Annotated in this window: 18 protein-coding genes; 10 read left to right on the forward strand and 8 right to left on the reverse strand. The window is 71.3% G+C overall.

Annotation, left to right across the window (positions count from 1 at the left end; translation table 11 throughout):
- Positions 1 to 282: 282 nt before the first annotated feature.
- The 6 genes from JWR86_RS06220 (at position 283) to JWR86_RS06245 (ending at position 7,445) form a co-directional block, all read left to right on the forward strand.
- A complete protein-coding gene (locus JWR86_RS06220) occupies positions 283 to 1,242 on the forward strand; it encodes a 2-hydroxyacid dehydrogenase (RefSeq protein WP_299562305.1) in 960 nt (319 codons plus the stop codon).
- Between the two features lie 268 nt (positions 1,243 to 1,510).
- Positions 1,511 to 1,693 (forward strand): DUF3606 domain-containing protein, encoded by a 183-nt coding sequence (locus JWR86_RS06225; protein WP_299562308.1) that lies wholly within the window; start codon positions 1,511 to 1,513, stop codon positions 1,691 to 1,693.
- A 134-nt stretch (positions 1,694 to 1,827) separates the two neighbouring features.
- Positions 1,828 to 2,154 carry a hypothetical protein gene (locus tag JWR86_RS06230; protein WP_299562311.1) on the forward strand — a complete coding sequence of 109 codons (327 nt, stop codon included), beginning with the start codon at positions 1,828 to 1,830 and terminating at the stop codon, positions 2,152 to 2,154.
- Positions 2,155 to 2,268: 114 nt separating this feature from the next.
- Entirely contained in the window at positions 2,269 to 3,933 is a 1,665-nt protein-coding gene (locus JWR86_RS06235; RefSeq protein ID WP_299562314.1) for an efflux RND transporter periplasmic adaptor subunit, read from the forward strand.
- Position 3,934: 1 nt separating this feature from the next.
- Positions 3,935 to 7,051, forward strand: coding sequence for an efflux RND transporter permease subunit (locus JWR86_RS06240; protein WP_299562317.1), 3,117 nt, complete (start codon positions 3,935 to 3,937; stop codon positions 7,049 to 7,051).
- A 22-nt stretch (positions 7,052 to 7,073) separates the two neighbouring features.
- Positions 7,074 to 7,445 (forward strand): hypothetical protein, encoded by a 372-nt coding sequence (locus JWR86_RS06245; RefSeq protein WP_299562320.1) that lies wholly within the window; start codon positions 7,074 to 7,076, stop codon positions 7,443 to 7,445.
- A gap of 72 nt (positions 7,446 to 7,517) precedes the next feature.
- Here JWR86_RS06245 and irr read toward each other — a convergent pair whose 3' ends face one another.
- Positions 7,518 to 8,009 carry a Fur family transcriptional regulator Irr gene (gene irr / locus JWR86_RS06250; protein ID WP_299562323.1) on the reverse strand — a complete coding sequence of 164 codons (492 nt, stop codon included), beginning with the start codon at positions 8,007 to 8,009 and terminating at the stop codon, positions 7,518 to 7,520.
- Between the two features lie 175 nt (positions 8,010 to 8,184).
- Here irr and fabA point away from each other — a divergent pair, with 175 nt between their 5' ends.
- From fabA to rlmN, 4 genes are all read left to right on the forward strand, one after another.
- Positions 8,185 to 8,709, forward strand: coding sequence for a 3-hydroxyacyl-[acyl-carrier-protein] dehydratase FabA (fabA, locus tag JWR86_RS06255; protein WP_299562326.1), 525 nt, complete (start codon positions 8,185 to 8,187; stop codon positions 8,707 to 8,709).
- Positions 8,710 to 8,909: 200 nt separating this feature from the next.
- Positions 8,910 to 9,119: a cold-shock protein gene (locus tag JWR86_RS06260; RefSeq protein ID WP_299562329.1), complete on the forward strand. Its 210-nt coding sequence runs from the start codon at positions 8,910 to 8,912 to the stop codon at positions 9,117 to 9,119.
- A 240-nt stretch (positions 9,120 to 9,359) separates the two neighbouring features.
- Positions 9,360 to 9,575, forward strand: coding sequence for a hypothetical protein (locus JWR86_RS06265; protein ID WP_299562332.1), 216 nt, complete (start codon positions 9,360 to 9,362; stop codon positions 9,573 to 9,575).
- 51 nt (positions 9,576 to 9,626) lie between these two features.
- The gene (gene rlmN / locus JWR86_RS06270) at positions 9,627 to 10,865 is read left to right on the forward strand and encodes a 23S rRNA (adenine(2503)-C(2))-methyltransferase RlmN (RefSeq protein WP_299562335.1); all 1,239 of its coding nucleotides are present in this window, start codon (positions 9,627 to 9,629) and stop codon (positions 10,863 to 10,865) included.
- Between the two features lies 1 nt (position 10,866).
- On the opposite strand, the gene JWR86_RS06275 is transcribed toward rlmN, so the two are convergent.
- The 7 genes from JWR86_RS06275 to JWR86_RS06305 all read right to left on the reverse strand — a co-directional run.
- Positions 10,867 to 11,622 (reverse strand): sulfite exporter TauE/SafE family protein, encoded by a 756-nt coding sequence (locus tag JWR86_RS06275; protein WP_299562338.1) that lies wholly within the window; start codon positions 11,620 to 11,622, stop codon positions 10,867 to 10,869.
- Positions 11,623 to 11,734: 112 nt separating this feature from the next.
- A complete protein-coding gene (locus JWR86_RS06280) occupies positions 11,735 to 12,157 on the reverse strand; it encodes a carboxymuconolactone decarboxylase family protein (protein ID WP_299562341.1) in 423 nt (140 codons plus the stop codon).
- Positions 12,154 to 13,380 (reverse strand): PLP-dependent aminotransferase family protein, encoded by a 1,227-nt coding sequence (locus tag JWR86_RS06285; protein ID WP_299562344.1) that lies wholly within the window; start codon positions 13,378 to 13,380, stop codon positions 12,154 to 12,156. Before JWR86_RS06285 ends, JWR86_RS06280 begins: the two co-directional genes overlap by 4 nt.
- A 69-nt stretch (positions 13,381 to 13,449) precedes the next feature.
- Positions 13,450 to 13,782, reverse strand: coding sequence for a hypothetical protein (locus JWR86_RS06290; RefSeq protein WP_299562348.1), 333 nt, complete (start codon positions 13,780 to 13,782; stop codon positions 13,450 to 13,452).
- Positions 13,779 to 14,198, reverse strand: a complete 420-nt coding sequence (locus JWR86_RS06295) for a hypothetical protein (RefSeq protein WP_299562352.1) — start codon at positions 14,196 to 14,198, stop codon at positions 13,779 to 13,781. Before JWR86_RS06295 ends, JWR86_RS06290 begins: the two co-directional genes overlap by 4 nt.
- Before the next feature lie 97 nt (positions 14,199 to 14,295).
- The gene (locus JWR86_RS06300) at positions 14,296 to 14,802 is read right to left on the reverse strand and encodes an Hsp20 family protein (protein ID WP_299562355.1); all 507 of its coding nucleotides are present in this window, start codon (positions 14,800 to 14,802) and stop codon (positions 14,296 to 14,298) included.
- Positions 14,803 to 14,925: 123 nt separating this feature from the next.
- Positions 14,926 to 15,905, reverse strand: a 980-nt coding sequence (locus JWR86_RS06305; RefSeq protein WP_299562358.1) for an ATP-dependent RecD-like DNA helicase, incomplete at its 5' end; no start/stop codon positions are given.

Consider the following 15,905-nt stretch of genomic DNA (forward strand, 5'->3'; position numbering starts at 1 on the left):
GAGCCCCAGCCCATCGAGAAGTCGATGAAGGCGCGCCCCTCGCTGTCCTCGAGCCGGGCGCCAGACCCGCTCCGGATGGCGACCAGCGCCTCGGGCGGCAGGCCGAATTCGCCGTTGGAGATCCCGGCCGGGAACGAGGCCAGCGCGCGGGCGGAGACGGAGCTCATGGGCAACCTCTGATCCGGCCGGCAGCATGGCCGGCGGCCGGCCGCCCTTCAAATGAGTTCTCGTACGGTCGTCGGCAGCTGTCCTTATGATGGGGGCTCAACCCGGAGCCGATCCTTGCCCCGAGAGCGCAGCGCCATTCTGGTCCACGGAGCCATCGGCGACGATCTGATCGCCAGGCTCAGGTCGGCGCACGAGGTCGTGCTGGCCGATCCGTCCAGCCTCGGGCCCGAGCAGGCGGCCCGCATCGGAATCCTGGTGACGATGGGGATCATGCAGACCGACCGGGCGCTGATGGAGCGTCTGCCGGCACTCGGCCTGGTCTGCTGCACGGGCAGCGGCTTCGAGGGGGTCGATCTCGCGGCCGCGGCCGCCCGCGGCATCGCGGTGACGCACGGGCCCGACACCAACGCGTCGGCGGTTGCCGACCTCGCGATGGGTCTGCTGCTCGCCAGCGTCAGGGGCGTGGTCTTGGCCGACCGCTTCCTGCGCCAGGGCCGCTGGACCGGCAACGACCGGGACGCGCCGCCGCTGCGTCAGGGCCTGACCGGAATGCGGCTCGGCATCTATGGCCTCGGCACGATCGGCCTGAAGATCGCCCGCCGGGCCGAGGCGTTCGAGATGGAGGTCGGCTATCACGGTCGGCGAGAGCGCCCGGGCTGCCCCTATCGCTATGCGCCGACCCTGCTCGCCCTCGCGGCCTGGGCCGACGCGCTGGTCGTCGCGGTCAGGGCCGGGCCGGGCAACCGCCACGCGGTCGATGCCGCTGTCCTCGACGCGCTTGGGCCGGGGGGCCATCTCGTCAACGTGGCGCGGGGCAGCCTGGTGGACGAGCCCGCCCTGATCGAGGCGCTGCGGGCGGGTCGGCTCGGGGGCGCCGGGCTTGACGTGTTTGCGCGCGAGCCCGCGGTGCCGCCCGGTCTCGTCGCCTCCGACCGCGTCGTGCTGACGCCGCATCTCGGCGGGTCCACCACGGACGCGCATGCCCGGATGGGCGATCTGCTTCTGGCCAACATCCGGGCCTTCCTGGATGGCCGGCCCCTGCCGAGCCCGGTGCCGGGCCCAAGCGCGGGCTAGGCGGCGGCCCCGTGTGGCGGAGGGGTGCAGACACGAAAACGCCCGCTCAGCATCTCAGCCGGCGGGCGCATCTGCATCTCACACTACGCCGGACTATCTGCCGGGACGGGCGGGAGACTGTGACCGACCTCAAGCCCTTCGGCGAAGTCGTCAGTGAGAGCTATATACGAAGGGACGCGGCGGAGTGCAAGTCCTGATCTGCGTTCGCGGCAAAACACGAGTTTCGCTAGAGGGTGCTGCCAAGACGGATTTCTGGAAAGGCTGAATCATGGCGGGGTTGAAGGACAAGCGCGGCACGATCGACAAGGAGCGGATCGACCTGTCGGAGCGTCAGGCCGTCGAGTTCTGGATGAAACGCTGGGGCGTGACCCGGGATCAGATCGTGGCCGCGCACCGCAAGGCCGGCCGCCTGGTCAAGGACATCGCGGCGGAACTCGGCAAGAAGCGCTGAAGCCGGCCAGGCCCCGGCCAATGTCCGCCCGGGTCGAAGCGACGCAGCGTCGGGGCGAGACGAGGCTGACGATCTCGGCCCGATCGTGCTATCCGGTGCGCGGCATGGTTGGCGCGCTGACATTTGGACGCTGGTTGGCGATCGCTCTCGCGATCCTCGCCGCCCTCGTTCCCGTCTGGGCCTCGGCCGCGCCCGGAGCCCATTGGCCGTCCGTCGCGGGCGAGCCCGGCTGCCACTCCTCCGCTGCGGCCGATCTCGCCTCCGCGGACGAGGACGATCCGGCTCCCGCGCATGACGCGGACGAGCCCTGCCTCACCTGCCACGCCGTGATGCTGCCCCCCGCCATTGCCGGGGCCGGCTGCCGTGGCCACGCGGTCCGGTCGATCGCCGCCTGGCGCGCCGATTCGCGCCCGGACGTGGTGCCGGACGCACCTCAGGAACCACCCCGCCGCTTCGTCTGAAGCCCGGCGCGCTCCTGCGCCGGGCGATGGGGCAGTGCAAGCACGGGCCGAGACCCGGGCGAAGCAGGTGGTTCGATGCGACGGCTCTCCTTGACCCGGCCCGGATGGGCGTTGGTGTTCCTTGCGGTTTTCTGCGGCCAGGTGGCGGCCCACGAAGGCCATGATCACGGCGACGCGCCGCCGGACGGGGCCGTGGCGGCGCCACGGGCCTCTTCGAGTTCCGACCGGCTCGAACTGGTCGCGATCGCCCGGGCCGGCTCGCTCCTGATCTATCTCGACCGGTTCGGCACCAACGAGCCCGTCACAGGCGCCACCATCCTGGCCGAGGGGCCGGACGGGAAGGCGCGCGCCGAACCGCAGCCGGACGGCAGCTACCGTCTGCCGGCGCGCTGGAGCCTGACATCCGGTCATCACGACCTCCTGCTCACCGTGTCGGACTCAGGGGAGACCGACCTCTTTCCGCTGCAGCTCGACATCCCCGAGCCGGCGCCCGCTCCCGCCGTGGCATCGTTGGGCGACGCGCCGGCTTTCGCGCGCGGGCTTGCCGGGCGGCTCGGCGGCTTCGGACTTGCGGCCGCGGGCGCCGGGGCGGGCTTCCTGGCCGGTATCCTGGTCACGCTCCTGATCCACAGGCCGCGCCGGCGGCTGGCGACCGCCGCCATGCTGGCCGTCGCGGCCGCGGTCGCGGTGGCACCGGAGGCTCGGTCGGACGAGGGGCACGCCCACGGCCCAGCCGGGGAGGCCGCGGCTCCAGTGTCAGGCCCGTCGGCCTCCGGGGCCCGCGACCAGGCCCGGCGCGGACCGGACGGGGCCGTGTTCGTGCCGAAGCCGACGCAGCGCATTCTGGCCATCCGAACCGTGGTGAGCGAGGTCGCGACCCACCGCAGGGCAATCGAGCTGCCCGGCCGCGTGGTCCCCGATCCGAACGGCAGCGGCCTCGTCCAGACCTCCGTCGGCGGCCGTCTGTCGCCCCCGCCCGGCGGCTTCCCGCGGCTCGGGACGGCTGTCCGCAAGGGCGACGTGCTGGCCTATGTGAACCCGCCGATCCAGGCGATTGACGCTTCCGACATGCGGCAGCGCCAGGGCGAACTCGACCAGCAGATCGCCATCGTCGAGCGCCGGCTCAGCCGGCTGGAGCCGCTGGCCCGCTCCGGCGCGGTCGCCCAGGCTCAGCTCGACGAAGCCCGGCTCGAGATCGCCGGATTGCGCGACCGGCGGGCTGCGCTCGACACGTCCCGCCGGGAGCCCGAGGCCCTGATCGCCCCGGTCGACGGGGTGATTGCCGAGGCGAACGCCGTCGCGGGCCAGATGGCTCAGCCGACCGGCATGGTGTTCCACATCGTCGATCCCGACCGGCTCTGGATCGAGGCGCTGAGCTTCGAGAGCCTGCCGGGCGCGCCGGACGCCTCCGCCCGGCTGCCCTCCGGCCAGGTCCTGCGGCTGCGCTTCCAGGGGGCGGGGCTGGCGGACCGCAATCAGGCCGTGCCGGTGCACTTCTCGGTCGAGGGCGGGGCCGGCGGGCTGCGGATCGGCCAGTTCGTGACGGTGGTGGCGAGCCAGAGCACGGAGCGGGCCGGGCTCGCCCTGCCCCGCACCAGCGTCGTCCGGAGCGCCGGCGGGCAGGACCTCGTCTACGAGCACACGGGGGCCGAGAGGTTCGAGCCGCGCGAGATCCGCCTCCAGGCGCTGGATGCGGACCGCGTCTACGTGGCGTCGGGCCTCGCCGCGGGACGCCGCGTCGTGACCAGCGGCGCCGAGCTGCTGAACCAGGTGCGCTGAGATGTTCACCTTCCTGGTCACCCGCTCGCTGCGCAACCGCGTGCTCGTGCTCGCGCTGGCCGCCGCCTTGGTGCTGTTCGGCGCCCTCACGGTGACGCGCCTCCCGGTCGACGTCTTTCCCGACCTCAACCGGCCCACCGTGACCATCATGACCGAGAGCGAGGGCCTGGCCCCGCCGGAGGTGGAGCAGCTCGTCACCTTCCCGATCGAGGCGCAGATGAACGGCCTGCCCGGGGTCACCCGGGTGCGGTCCGTGTCCGGCGTGGGGCTCTCCTTCGTCTATGTCGAGTTCGCCTGGGGCACCGACATCTACCGCAACCGCCAGCAGGTGGCCGAGCGGCTCGGCGTGATCCGCCCGCAGCTTCCAGCCAACGTGTCGCCGCAGATGGGGCCGGTCAGCTCGCTGATGGGCCAGATCCTGATGACGGCCCTGACCAGCGACACCCTCTCGCCCATGGAATTGCGCGAGATCGCGGACTTCACCGTCCGGCCGCGCCTGTTGTCCATCCCGGGGGTCGCGCAGGTGATCCCGATGGGCGGCGAGGTGCGTCAGTTCCGGGTGGCGCCCCACCCGACGGCGCTGCGGGCGCTCGGCGTCACCTACCAGGACGTCGAAAAGGCGCTGCAGCTCTTCGGCAGCAATGCGGGCGGGGGCTTCACCGACCAGCATGCCCGCGAATACCTGATCCGCAACATCGGCCGCACGCTCCGGCTCGAAGACCTCGCCGGCGTGGTGGTGGCGCGCGTCGCGGGCGCGCCGGTGTTCCTGCACCAGGTCGCGACGGTGGAGTTCGGGGCCAAGGCCAAGCGCGGCGATGCCGGCTATATGGGCCGGCCGGCCGTGATCGTGTCGGTCGAGAAGCAGCCCGGCGTGGACACGGTCCGGCTCACGCGCGAGATCGAGGCGGCGCTGCGCGAGCTCGCCACCAGCCTGCCGGCCGGGGTGAAGGCCGGCGAACTCCTGTTCCGGCAGGCGAACTTCATCGAGACCTCGATCCGCAACGTGGAGCGGGTGCTGCTGGAGGCGGTCGGGGTGGTGGCCGTGGTGCTGTTCGCGTTCCTCCTGAACGTCCGCACCACGCTGATCTCCCTCAGCGCGATCCCGGTCTCGATCCTGACCACGGCCGTGATCTTTCACCTCCTCGGCCTGTCCATCAACACCATGACCCTGGGCGGGCTCGCCATCGCCATCGGCGAGCTGGTCGACGACGCAGTGGTGGACGTGGAGAACATCTTCCGCCGCCTGCGCGAAAACCGCGAAGCCGGCGATCCCCGTTCGGTCTTCGACGTCGTGGTCTCGGCCTCGCAGGAGGTCCGCAGCGGCATCGTCTACGCCACGGCGGTGATCGTGCTGGTCTTCGTGCCGCTCTTCGCACTGTCGGGCATCGAGGGCCGCCTTTTCGCACCCCTCGGCCAAGCCTACATCATCTCCATCCTGGCGAGCCTCCTGGTCTCCATCACGCTGACGCCGGTGATGGCCTATTACCTCCTGCCCGGCCTCCGCCGCCTTCGGCACGGGGACAGCGCGCTGGTCAGGGCGCTGAAGCGCCTGAACCGGGCGCTGCTCGCCGGCGCCTTCCGGGTCCCGCGCGCCGTGTTCATGGTGACGGGTGTTGCGGTGGTCGTGGCCGCCTGCGGCGCCGTTCTCCTGCCGCGCGCCTTCCTGCCCCCGTTCAACGAGGGCACGATGACGATCATGATGTCGTTTCAGCCCGGCATCTCGCTCGCCGAATCGAGCCGGGTCGGGGCCGTCGCCGAGCGCCTGATCCTCGACATGCCGGACGTGAAAACCGTCGGGCGCCGCACCGGGCGGGCCGAGCTCGACGAGCATGCCGAGGGCGTCCACGTGTCCGAGGTCGATGTCGACCTCAAGCCAGAGTCCCGACCCAAGAGCGAATTCATCGCCGATCTGCGCGAGCGACTCGCGGTGCTGCCGGTCGCCGTCAATGTCGGGCAGCCGATCTCGCACAGGCTCGACCACATGCTGTCCGGGGTCAGGGCGGAGATCGCGGTCAAGATCTTCGGCGAAGACCTGGACGTGCTGCGGACCATCGCCGAATCGGTCCGGACCCGGATGGAGGCGATCCGGGGCGTGACCGACCTTCAGATCGAAAAGCAGGTCCGCATTCCGCAGCTCGAGATCCGCGTCGATTACGGACGCGCCGCGCTGCACGGGGTGCAGCCCTCGGCCCTGGTCGAACAGCTGAGCCGCCTATCGGGCGGGACGGTGATCTCGCGGGTGGCGGACGGGGTCAGGCGTTTCGACGTGGTGATGCGGCTGCCCGACAGCGTGCGGACCACCGAGCGGCTGGGCGACCTCCTGATCGAGACGCCGACCGGGTGGATCCCCGCCCGGCAGGTCGCCGACATCCGGGAAACGGACGGGCCGAACCAGATCCTGCGTGAGAACTCGCGACGCCGCCTGGTGGTGTTGGCCAATTCCGACGGCCGGGCCGACATGGCCGAGATCGTGGCCGAGACACGCCGTCAGCTCGCCGCGACTCGGCTGCCGCCCGGCTATTCGGTCGCTCTCGAGGGCTCGTTCCAGGCGCAGGAAGAGGCGAGTCGCACCATTGGGGCGCTGTCGCTCGTCTCGTTCGGGCTGATCTTCGCGATCCTCTACAGCCGCTTCCGCTCGGCCGTGTATGCGCTGATCATCCTGTGCAGCGTGCCGCTGGCGCTGATCGGCTCCGTCGCGGCGCTCTGGATCGCCGGGCAGCCGCTCTCCGTCGCGTCCATGATCGGCTTCATCACGCTGACCGGGATCGCCACCCGCAACGGCATCCTCAAGGTCAGCCACTACATCAACCTCGCGCTGCATGACGGCATGCCGTTCGGCCGCGAGCTCGTGATGCGGGGCAGCCTGGAGCGGATGACCCCGGTGCTGATGACGGCGCTGGCCGCCGGCGTGGCGCTGGTGCCGCTGCTGATCGGGGCCGACGCGCCCGGCAAGGAGATCCTCCACCCGGTCGCGGTGACCATCTTCGGCGGCCTTGTCAGCGCGACGCTGCTCGACGCCGTCCTGACCCCGTTGCTGTTTCTCCGCTACGGCGGCCCCGCCCTCGACCGGCTTCGGCGCCAAGTCGGCGAGGGAGCGCTGCCGGCCACCGCCTTCTAACCCCCCAGCCAAGGACAATCCGATGTCGACACCTCTCCGCTACGCGCTTGCCGTCTCGCTGCTGTTCGCGGCCGCCCCGGCCTGGGCCCAGAAGATCGGGCCGAATGGTGGCTCCCTGGTGCAGGCCGGGCATCACCCGGTCGAGTTCGTGCCGACCGACAGTCAGGTCGTGTTCTTCATGCAGGAGGAGGACGGCCGCCCGCTCGCGACCAAGGGCATGACGGCCCGGGCCAGCATCCTGGACGGGGGCAAGAGCTCGACGGTGGTGCTGGCCGCGGCCGAGCCGAACCGCTTCGTCGGCCCGCTCGCGAAGCCCCTCGCACGAGGCGCCAAGGTCGTGATGACCACGCGCGCGCATGGCCATGCGCTCGAGGCTCGATTCGAGGTGAAGTGAGGCGAGCGTCCCGCCACCTTCGGGCGACGCGGGACGGTCAGGCAGGGTGGGCGCCCGGGGCGCCCACCAGGCTCAGGCGGCGGGGCTGACCCGGCGCAGCCGGACGATCACGTCCACGCGGGCGATCTCCATCCCGGCCGGCGGCTCGGGCAGCTCGCCGACGGAGATCCCGGCCGGCGCGTCCATCAGCTCTTCCTCGCCCTCGAGGAAGAAGTGGTGGTGCTCGGTGGTGTTGGTGTCGAAATAGGATTTCGACCCGTCCACGGCGAGCTGCCGCAGCAGCCCGGCTTCCGTGAACTGGTGCAGGGTGTTGTAGACGGTGGCGAGCGACACCGGCACCCGGGCCCGCATCGATTCCTCGTAGAGCATTTCCGCCGTGATGTGGCGGTCACCCTTGGCGAACAGCAGCCAGCCGAGCGAGATGCGCTGCCGGGTGGGACGCAGCCCGACGCGGCGCAGGCGATCCTTCAGGTCGGAGACGGGGCAGCCCCGCCGCGCCAGCGAGATGTCGTGCGCCGACGGCTTCGCGGTCGTTGATGAGGCAAAAGGAATCGGCTCGCTCATGACTCGACGCGCGTAGTGAGAGGTATCACCTCATACTCGGCCCGGCCCCGAACCGCAACACGCGGTCAGGAGGCCAGCGCCCGGCACCCGCCAGACCGCTTTCAGGCGTCGGGGGCCTGTGCTACGGGCCTCGCGTCCGACGGCCGGGGCCGCCGGGGACGAGGACCGGTGCGGGATGGAGCGTCAGTCGAGTTTCACCTACGAGGAGCTCTTGCGCTGCGGACGCGGTGAGCTGTTCGGCGCGGGCAATGCGCAATTGCCGCTGCCGCCCATGCTGATGTTCGACCGCATTTCGCTGGTGTCGGAGGAGGGCGGCGCCTTCGGCAAGGGGCAGGTCCGGGCCGAGCTCGACATCCGTCCGGACCTCTGGTTTTTCGGCTGCCATTTCAAGGGCGATCCGGTCATGCCGGGCTGCCTCGGCGTCGACGCGCTGTGGCAGATGGTCGGCTTCTTTCTGGGCTGGCTCGGCCTGCCGGGCCGCGGCCGGGCGCTGGGGGTCGGGGAGGTGAAGTTCACCGACCAGGTGCTGCCCAACGTCAAGCAGGTCGTCTACGGCGTGGATTTCAAGCGCGTGTTCCGGGGCAAGCTCGTGCTCGGCATCGCCGACGGCTTCCTCGAAGCCGACGGCCAGCGCATCTACCAGGCCAAGGACTTGCGGGTCGGCCTGTTCACGCCCGGGGCGGCGCCGGCGGGCGGCTGACGCTCCCGGTCAGGCGAGGCCTCTTGCGGCCCGCCGCAAGCCGACCTATCTCGGAGCCATCGATATATGGGCCGACGAAGCTGGGCCGTTCGCCCTCTTCCGTGGTCGGCCGACGTCTGAGCTTTTCCGACCCCATGCTCGATGGCCGGAGGCGGTTCGCGCGTCGCGGACCGGCCCGGCATGTTGCAAGAGGATTTGCTATGACTACCGGTACCGTGAAATTCTACAACGAGACCAAGGGTTACGGCTTCATTTCGCCGGACGACGGCGGCAAGGACGTGTTCGTCCATGCCACGGCTCTTGAGCGTGCGGGCCTGCGCAGCCTCGTCGAAGGCCAGAAGGTCTCCTTTGAAACCGAGACGGACCGGCGCTCGGGCAAGCTCGCCGTCTCCAAGATCGAAGAGGCGTAAGCCTTCTGGCCCCCGCGGGGGCCAGGACCCCAGGGGCCCGATTGTGGCACGGTCCGGGCCGAATCCCGGCCGTTCCGCGAGACAAGCCCCCGGGCCCGTGCTAGGAAGCCACCCAACGGGATCCGGCCGGCCGGGCGCGCCTTTGCGCGCCCGGTTCAGCCTCCCCGTCGTATCGGGCATCCGATTGTATCTCGAGCCGTTCTCTCCAGCGCCGGCTCGGGCCAGTAGCAGGAGGGCTTTATGGCAGAGCATCGGTTCCGCGTCGGACAGCAGGTCCGGATGATGCACCGCTATCCCGATCCCGCCGGCAGTGCCGTCTACGAGGTGGTTCGCCTGATGCCCGCGACGGCGAATGGCGAACTCCATTATCGCGTCAAGAACCCGGCGGGCCAGGAGCGCGCGGCGAGCGAGAGCCAGCTCTCCTCGATCGAGCCCGCCATGGCGGCCGGAAGCTGACCGGACCGTAGCCGCGCGGCGGTCGGCCGGATCGATCGGCAGGTGATCGCCATGACAAGCACGCTTCTCTCGACGGCCCCCCAGGCCCCACCCGTTCTGTCCGACGTGGCGCCGGCTGCCGGCGCGGCCGGGCAGCCGTCCCTGGTCGGGATGACGCGCGACGGTCTCGCCGCGCATCTGCGCGCGATCGGCGTCCCCGAGCGCGAGACCCGGATGCGGGCCGCCCAGCTCTGGCACTGGATCTACCACCGCGGCATCTCGCGCTTCGACGAGATGACCAATGTCGGCAAGGCCCTGCGCGAGCGGCTGGCCGACACCGCCACGCTGGCGCGGCCGGAGGTCGTGGCCGAGCAGGTTTCCACCGACGGCACCCGCAAATGGGTCGTCCGCATGGCGGCAAGCCCGGCCGATCGCGGCGGCCGGCCGGCCGAGATCGAGTGCGTCTACATTCCCGAGGCCGACCGGGGCACGCTCTGCGTCTCCTCACAGGTCGGCTGCACCCTGACCTGCACGTTCTGCCACACCGGCACGCAGCGGCTCGTCCGCAATCTGACCGCGGCCGAGATCGTGGCCCAGCTCGTGGTGGCGCGCGATCGGCTGGGCGACTGGCCGGGCGGCACGCGGCCGTCCGACGGGCTCGTGCCCGCCGCGGGCGAGCGCGCCGTCACCAACGTCGTGTTCATGGGGATGGGCGAGCCGCTCTATAACCTCGACAACGTCGTGGACGCCGTGGACGTGATGGCGGATGGCGAGGGCCTGACCCTGTCGCGGCGCCGCATCACCGTCTCGACCTCAGGCGTGGTGCCCGACATGCCGGCGCTCGGCGAGCGGGCGGGCGCCATGCTGGCGGTCTCGCTCCATGCCGTCCGGGACGAGCTCCGCAACGAGCTCGTGCCGCTGAACCGCCGCTATCCGATCGCGGCTCTGCTGCAGGCGTGCCGCGACTATCCGGGCGTCTCAAATGCGCGCCGCATCACCTTCGAATACGTGATGCTGAAAGGCGTCAACGATTCCGATGCCGATGCCCGGGAACTGGTCCGGCTGCTGCGCGGCATCCCGGCCAAGATCAACCTGATCCCCTTCAATCCCTGGCCCGGCGCGACCTACGAATGCTCCTCGTGGGAGCGGATCCAGCGCTTCTCCGACATCGTGTTCCGGGCGGGTTACGCCTCGCCGGTGCGCACGCCGCGCGGCCGCGACATCCTGGCCGCCTGCGGCCAGCTCAAGAGCGCGACCGAAAAGCTCTCCGCCCGGGCCCGGATGATGGCCGCCGAGACCGCCGAGGCCTGAGCTAGAGCAGCGGTCGCAGCGCCAGGTGGACGCCGAGGGCAAGCAGGCCAAGGAAGAAGGCGGTGCGGAAGGCCGCCGCGCTGATCCGTCCGCGGACCCGGGTGCCGAGCCACATCCCGATCAGCGCAGCCGCGAGCCCCACGCAGGTCAGCGTCGAGACCGGCCCGCCAAAGGCGTCCTCCCGGAGCAGCAGGGCCGCGAGCGCGAGCGTGGACACCGTGAAGGAGAGGCCGAGCGCGGTGATCAGCTCGTCGCGGTCGAGGCGGAGCGCGCCGAGATAGGGCACGGCCGGCACCACGAACACGCCGGTCGCGGCCGTGACGATCCCGGTCAGCAGCCCCACCAGGGGCCCGAGCCAGGGCTCGGCCCGGGGCGGCACGGTGGGGCGCAGCGGCGACAGCCCGAAAGCCGCATAGGCGACCAGCACGACGCCGAGCCAGACCGTCGCCTGCCCGGTGCGGTCGCCGTCCATCAGGCCCGCTCCCGCCGCTGTTCCGAGGCAGATCCCGGCCATCATGGGCCAGAGCCGGCGCAGCGTCGCCGGCAAAGCCCGGCCGGTCACAAGCTGCCAAAGATTGGTGACCAGCGACGGCACGATCAGGATGGCGGCGGCCCGGGCCGGCGACATCGCGGTGACCAGGAGCCCCATCGCCACCGTGGGCAGGCCGAGGCCGACCACGCCCTTCACAAAGCCCGCGAGGAGAAACGCGGCCGCGACCGCGGCCAGGAGGGCAGAGGAAGCGTCCGAGACCGGCACAGGCGAACTCCGCAGGAGGGACTCGGCCTAGCGGGCGCAGCCTCGTCCGCATAGCCGCTGCCTGGCGGAGCCTGGCTTCGGATCCGGCGAAGGCCGCCGCCGGGTCGCCTCCTCAGGGCCGGGCGGCACGCTCCGCGCAGTGCCGCAGGATCTCGGCGCCGGAGCGGTTCCAGGTCGTGATGCCGCCCACCATGAGAACCTGGACCAGTCCTTCCGCCAGCTCCGGCAGGGTCAGGCCGTGCGCCATGGCGGCCTCCGCATGGCGCTTGGCGGCCTCGGTCTGGCCGACCAGGCAGTCGAGGAGGCAGAAGACGAGCTCCTTGGTGCGCAAGTCGAGGGCGCCGCCGGCCGCCGGCCCGTCCCGCATCACGGCGTCGCGCATCAGGCCGTAGCCCGCGAAGGCGCCGGGGGCGTGCTCGGCCAGGAGACGGAGGTTGTCGGGCACCCGGCCGAAACTGGCCAGGAAGCTCGCATTGCCGGCCTCGACTCCGTCCGCGACCAGCCGGGCGCGGTCGGGCCCTTCGGCGCCGCTCACGCCCGCAGCCGATTGGCGCTGCGGGCCGGCACGCCGGTGTGTTGGAAGCAGATGCGGGCGAGTTCGGCCACGCCCTCCCGGATGGTCGCCTCCGGCGGCAGGGCGAAGCAGAGCCGCAGGTGGCTCTTGGCCGCCTCCGGATCGCAGGCCCAGTCCGGGCCGGGATTGAAGGCGAGCCCCTGATCCAGCGCGGTTGGCGCGAAGGTCCGAACGTCCACGCTGTCCGGCAGCTTCAGCCACAGAAAGATGCCGCCCTCCGGCCGGAACAGCTCGGCGGCCGTGCCGAATTCCTGCTCCAGGGCCTCCACCAGGACGTCGAGCTTGCGGCCGAGTCCGGCCCGCAGCTCGTCCACGTGCCGGTCGTAATCCCGGCACACGTATTCGGCGACCACCATCTGCTCGAGCGCGCCGGAGCCGGCGTCGGTCTTCAGCGCCACCAGGCGCCCGAGCACGTTCCAGGGCGCGACCACGTAGCCGATGCGCAAGGCGGGGGCGAGCGACTTCGAGAAGGAGCCGATATGGACCACGTTGTCCGGATCGAGGCTGTACAGCGCCGGCGGGCGCTCCCCCGACCAGACGAGGTCGGCATAGCATTCGTCCTCGAAGATTGGCACGCCGAACTCCCGCGCCAGCGCCACGAGCTCGCGCCGCCGGCCGAGATCCATGATCGTACCGGTCGGGTTCTGCACGGTCGGGATGGTGTAGATGTAGCGCGGTCGCACGCCCTCCTGCCGCAGGCTCTCCAGGATGCGGCGCAGCTCAGGGACGACAATGCCGCCCCCGTCCAGTGGCGCCCCGATCACCCGGGCACCCAGCCTCTCAACCTTGGTGATGGCGCCCCCGTAGGTGAATTCCTCCAGGATCACCGTGTCGCCCGGCCCGACGAAGAGGGCGTTGACGAGGTCCATGGCCTGGAGCGAGCCGGAGGTGAGCAGCACGTCGGCGGCCGTGCAGGCGATGCCGCTGCGCCGGCCCACCTTTTCGGCCACAAAGGCGCGCAGCCGGTCGTGCCCCTGCGGCGCCTGGCCGAGATTGTACATGCCGAGCAGGTGGCCGCTCTCGGCCAGCACCTTGGCGGCGCACTCGGCGAGCTCCCGGGCGGGAATTTGCTCCGGGTCGTTGTGGCCGTAGACGAAGTTGAGGCGAGGAAGTCCGGTGAAGCGCGGCGCCGGCTCCGGCGCCCCCGGCCTGAACGCATCCGCCACCATCGCGCCCGCCACCATCGCGCCGCCCCCGTCCCTCTGTTCCGAGGGTCGCAAGAGGCTAGCGCGCGGATTCCGGGCTGGCCAGTCTCAGGGCAGCAGACGCGCCGCCGGCCAGCCGACTTGCAGCAGGAGGCTCGCGGCCGCGCAGAGCAGGGCCGCGTCCCAGCTCGTGGCCCGCTGCCCGCCGGGCGGGATGCCGTGCAGCAGCGAGACGCCGACCCAGGCGATCGCGGCCACCAGCAGCAGGGCGGCCAGAACCGCCGGCATTAGCGCCGGCGGGGCCAGGGCCGCGAAACAGACGCAGAGCGCGACGGAGAGCGCCGCCTCCGCCCCGATGTTGTCCTGCCGGGTGTCCCGCTGGCGCCTCTGGCCCTTGTTCCGGTCCCGGGGCCACCAATCGCCGGGGTTGAAGGTGGTCATGGCCGCCGCCCTCCGGATCTGCGCAGGAGGCAGCGGCGCCGCCGGGCCCGCACCAGCGAGCGCCAGGGCCGGATGGCGGCACTGACGCGCCGTCGCCGGCGGTCCCGCGGAGCGCCTTCGTCGGCGTCGTCGAGCGCCCGCAAGGCGGCCAGGATCGCGTCCAGCGTGACCGGGCCGGGCGCGCCGGCCGGCCGGCGAAGGTCCGGATGGCCTTCCACGGCGTGGATGTCGGACGCCCAGGAGGCCAGGATGGCCCGCTTGTGCTCGGGCGAGAGCTCGCGCGCCGCCAGAACCTGGGCCGGGTCGGAGAAGATGCGGGCCGGCTCCACGAAAGCCAGCCAAGGCGGCGGGTTCCCGGTCTGGGCGCCGGCCGGCGCCTGCGGGGCCGCTCCGAGGGGTTCGAACGAGGTCTGCATGCGAAACGCCTCACGGAGGCCGTCCGCCCGGACGGCCGTCGAAGGGGTCTGAAGCAAATGGGGTCGCCGGCCGCCCGGGCCGGCGACGAAGCCGCGGTCAGGCCGCGCGGGCGCTCCGCTCCTCGGGCGTGGGCGCATTGTCCTGCGCCACCGGCTCGCCCTGCGTGACCTGCGCGACCGGGGCCGCCTGGCCGATCGGGATGCGGCGGGGCTTTGCGGCCTCGGGCACCTCGCGGACGAGGTTCACGGTCAGGATGCCGTGGTCGAGGGTGGCGCCCGACACGCTGACATGGGCTGCGAGGTCGAAGGACTGGCGGAACGAGCGACCGGCGATGCCGCGATGGAGGAAGCGGCTCTCGTCGCCGCTGTCCTGCTTGCGGCCGGACACCACGAGGCTCGGCCCCTCCTGCACGATGTCGATGTCCTCGGGCCCGAACCCGGCGACGGCGAGGGTAATTCGGTACGAATTCTCGCCCGTCTTGCTGATGTCATAGGCCGGCCAATGCCCGGCCGGCTCGGCCCGCGAGGCACGGTCCAGCAGGTCGAACATGCGCTCGAACCCGACGGTCGAGCGGGCCAGGGGGGAAAAATCGAAAGCTCTCATGATCACATCCTCCGCTGAGCAACGTGATGAGGAGAAGCGCCGGACAGCGCCGGCGCCCGGAAGGCGATCCCCGATGGGCCTCGCCCGCGCGCGAAACGCGCAAGGTGCCGCTTGGTTCCGTGCCTATTGCACCACGGTCAGACGCTTCGCGGCCCGGGTGAGGCCCGTATAGAGCCAGCGGGCGCGGTGTTCGCGAAAGGCGTAGCTCTCGTCGAACAGCACGACCTCGTCCCACTGCGAGCCCTGCGCCTTGTGGACCGTCAGCACGTAGCCGTAATCGAACTCGTCGGCCTTGCGGCGGGAGGCGTAGGACAGGTCGTCCTCCCGTCCCTCGAAGAATTCGCGCGGCACCTCGACCCGCACCGAGCGGCGCTCCTCGTCGGGCGAGACGTCCAGGCGCAGGCGACCCTGCTCCTCGCCGGCGAGCTTCTTCACCGTGAACAGGCCCCCGTTGAGCAGGCCCTTGCTCTTGTCGTTGCGCAGGCAGACCAGCCGCTCGCCGACGGCCGGCATGGGATCGCGAAAGCCGAGGAGTTGGCGGATGCGGGTCGTGTACAGGCGACGCGAGCGGTTCAGCCCGACCAGCACCTGATCGGCCTTGAGGATGGCCTCGGAATCGATTTCGCGGCGGGAGATGACGCGGCTCTCGCCGTACTGCCCGGGGGCCAGCGTGCCGCCCTCGCGCACCCGGACGGAGAGGTCGATGATTGGGTCGTCCTTGGCCTGCCGGTGCACCTCGGTCAGCATGGCGTCCGGCGGGTGCTCGGTGAAGTAGCCGGCGCCCTTCACGGGCGGCAGCTGGGCCGGGTCACCGAGAACGAGGACCGGCGTGCCGAAGCCCAGGAGGTCGCGGCCCAGATCCTCGTCCACCATGGAGCATTCGTCGATGACGAGGAGCTTCGCCTTGGCGGCCGCGCTCTGCCGGTTCACCACGAAGCGCGGGCCGGTCTCGCCCTCGCCGCGCGTCCGGTAGATTAGGCTGTGAATGGTGGACGCGTCCGGGCAGCCCTTTTCCCGCAGCACCAGCGCCGCCTTGCCGGTGAAGGCGGCGAACAGCACGTCGCCGTCCACGCCCTCTGCGACGTGGCGGGCGAGCGTCGTCT

It is taken from the genome of Enterovirga sp., assembly GCF_028290205.1.
Classification (GTDB): Bacteria; Pseudomonadota; Alphaproteobacteria; order Rhizobiales; family Beijerinckiaceae; genus Enterovirga.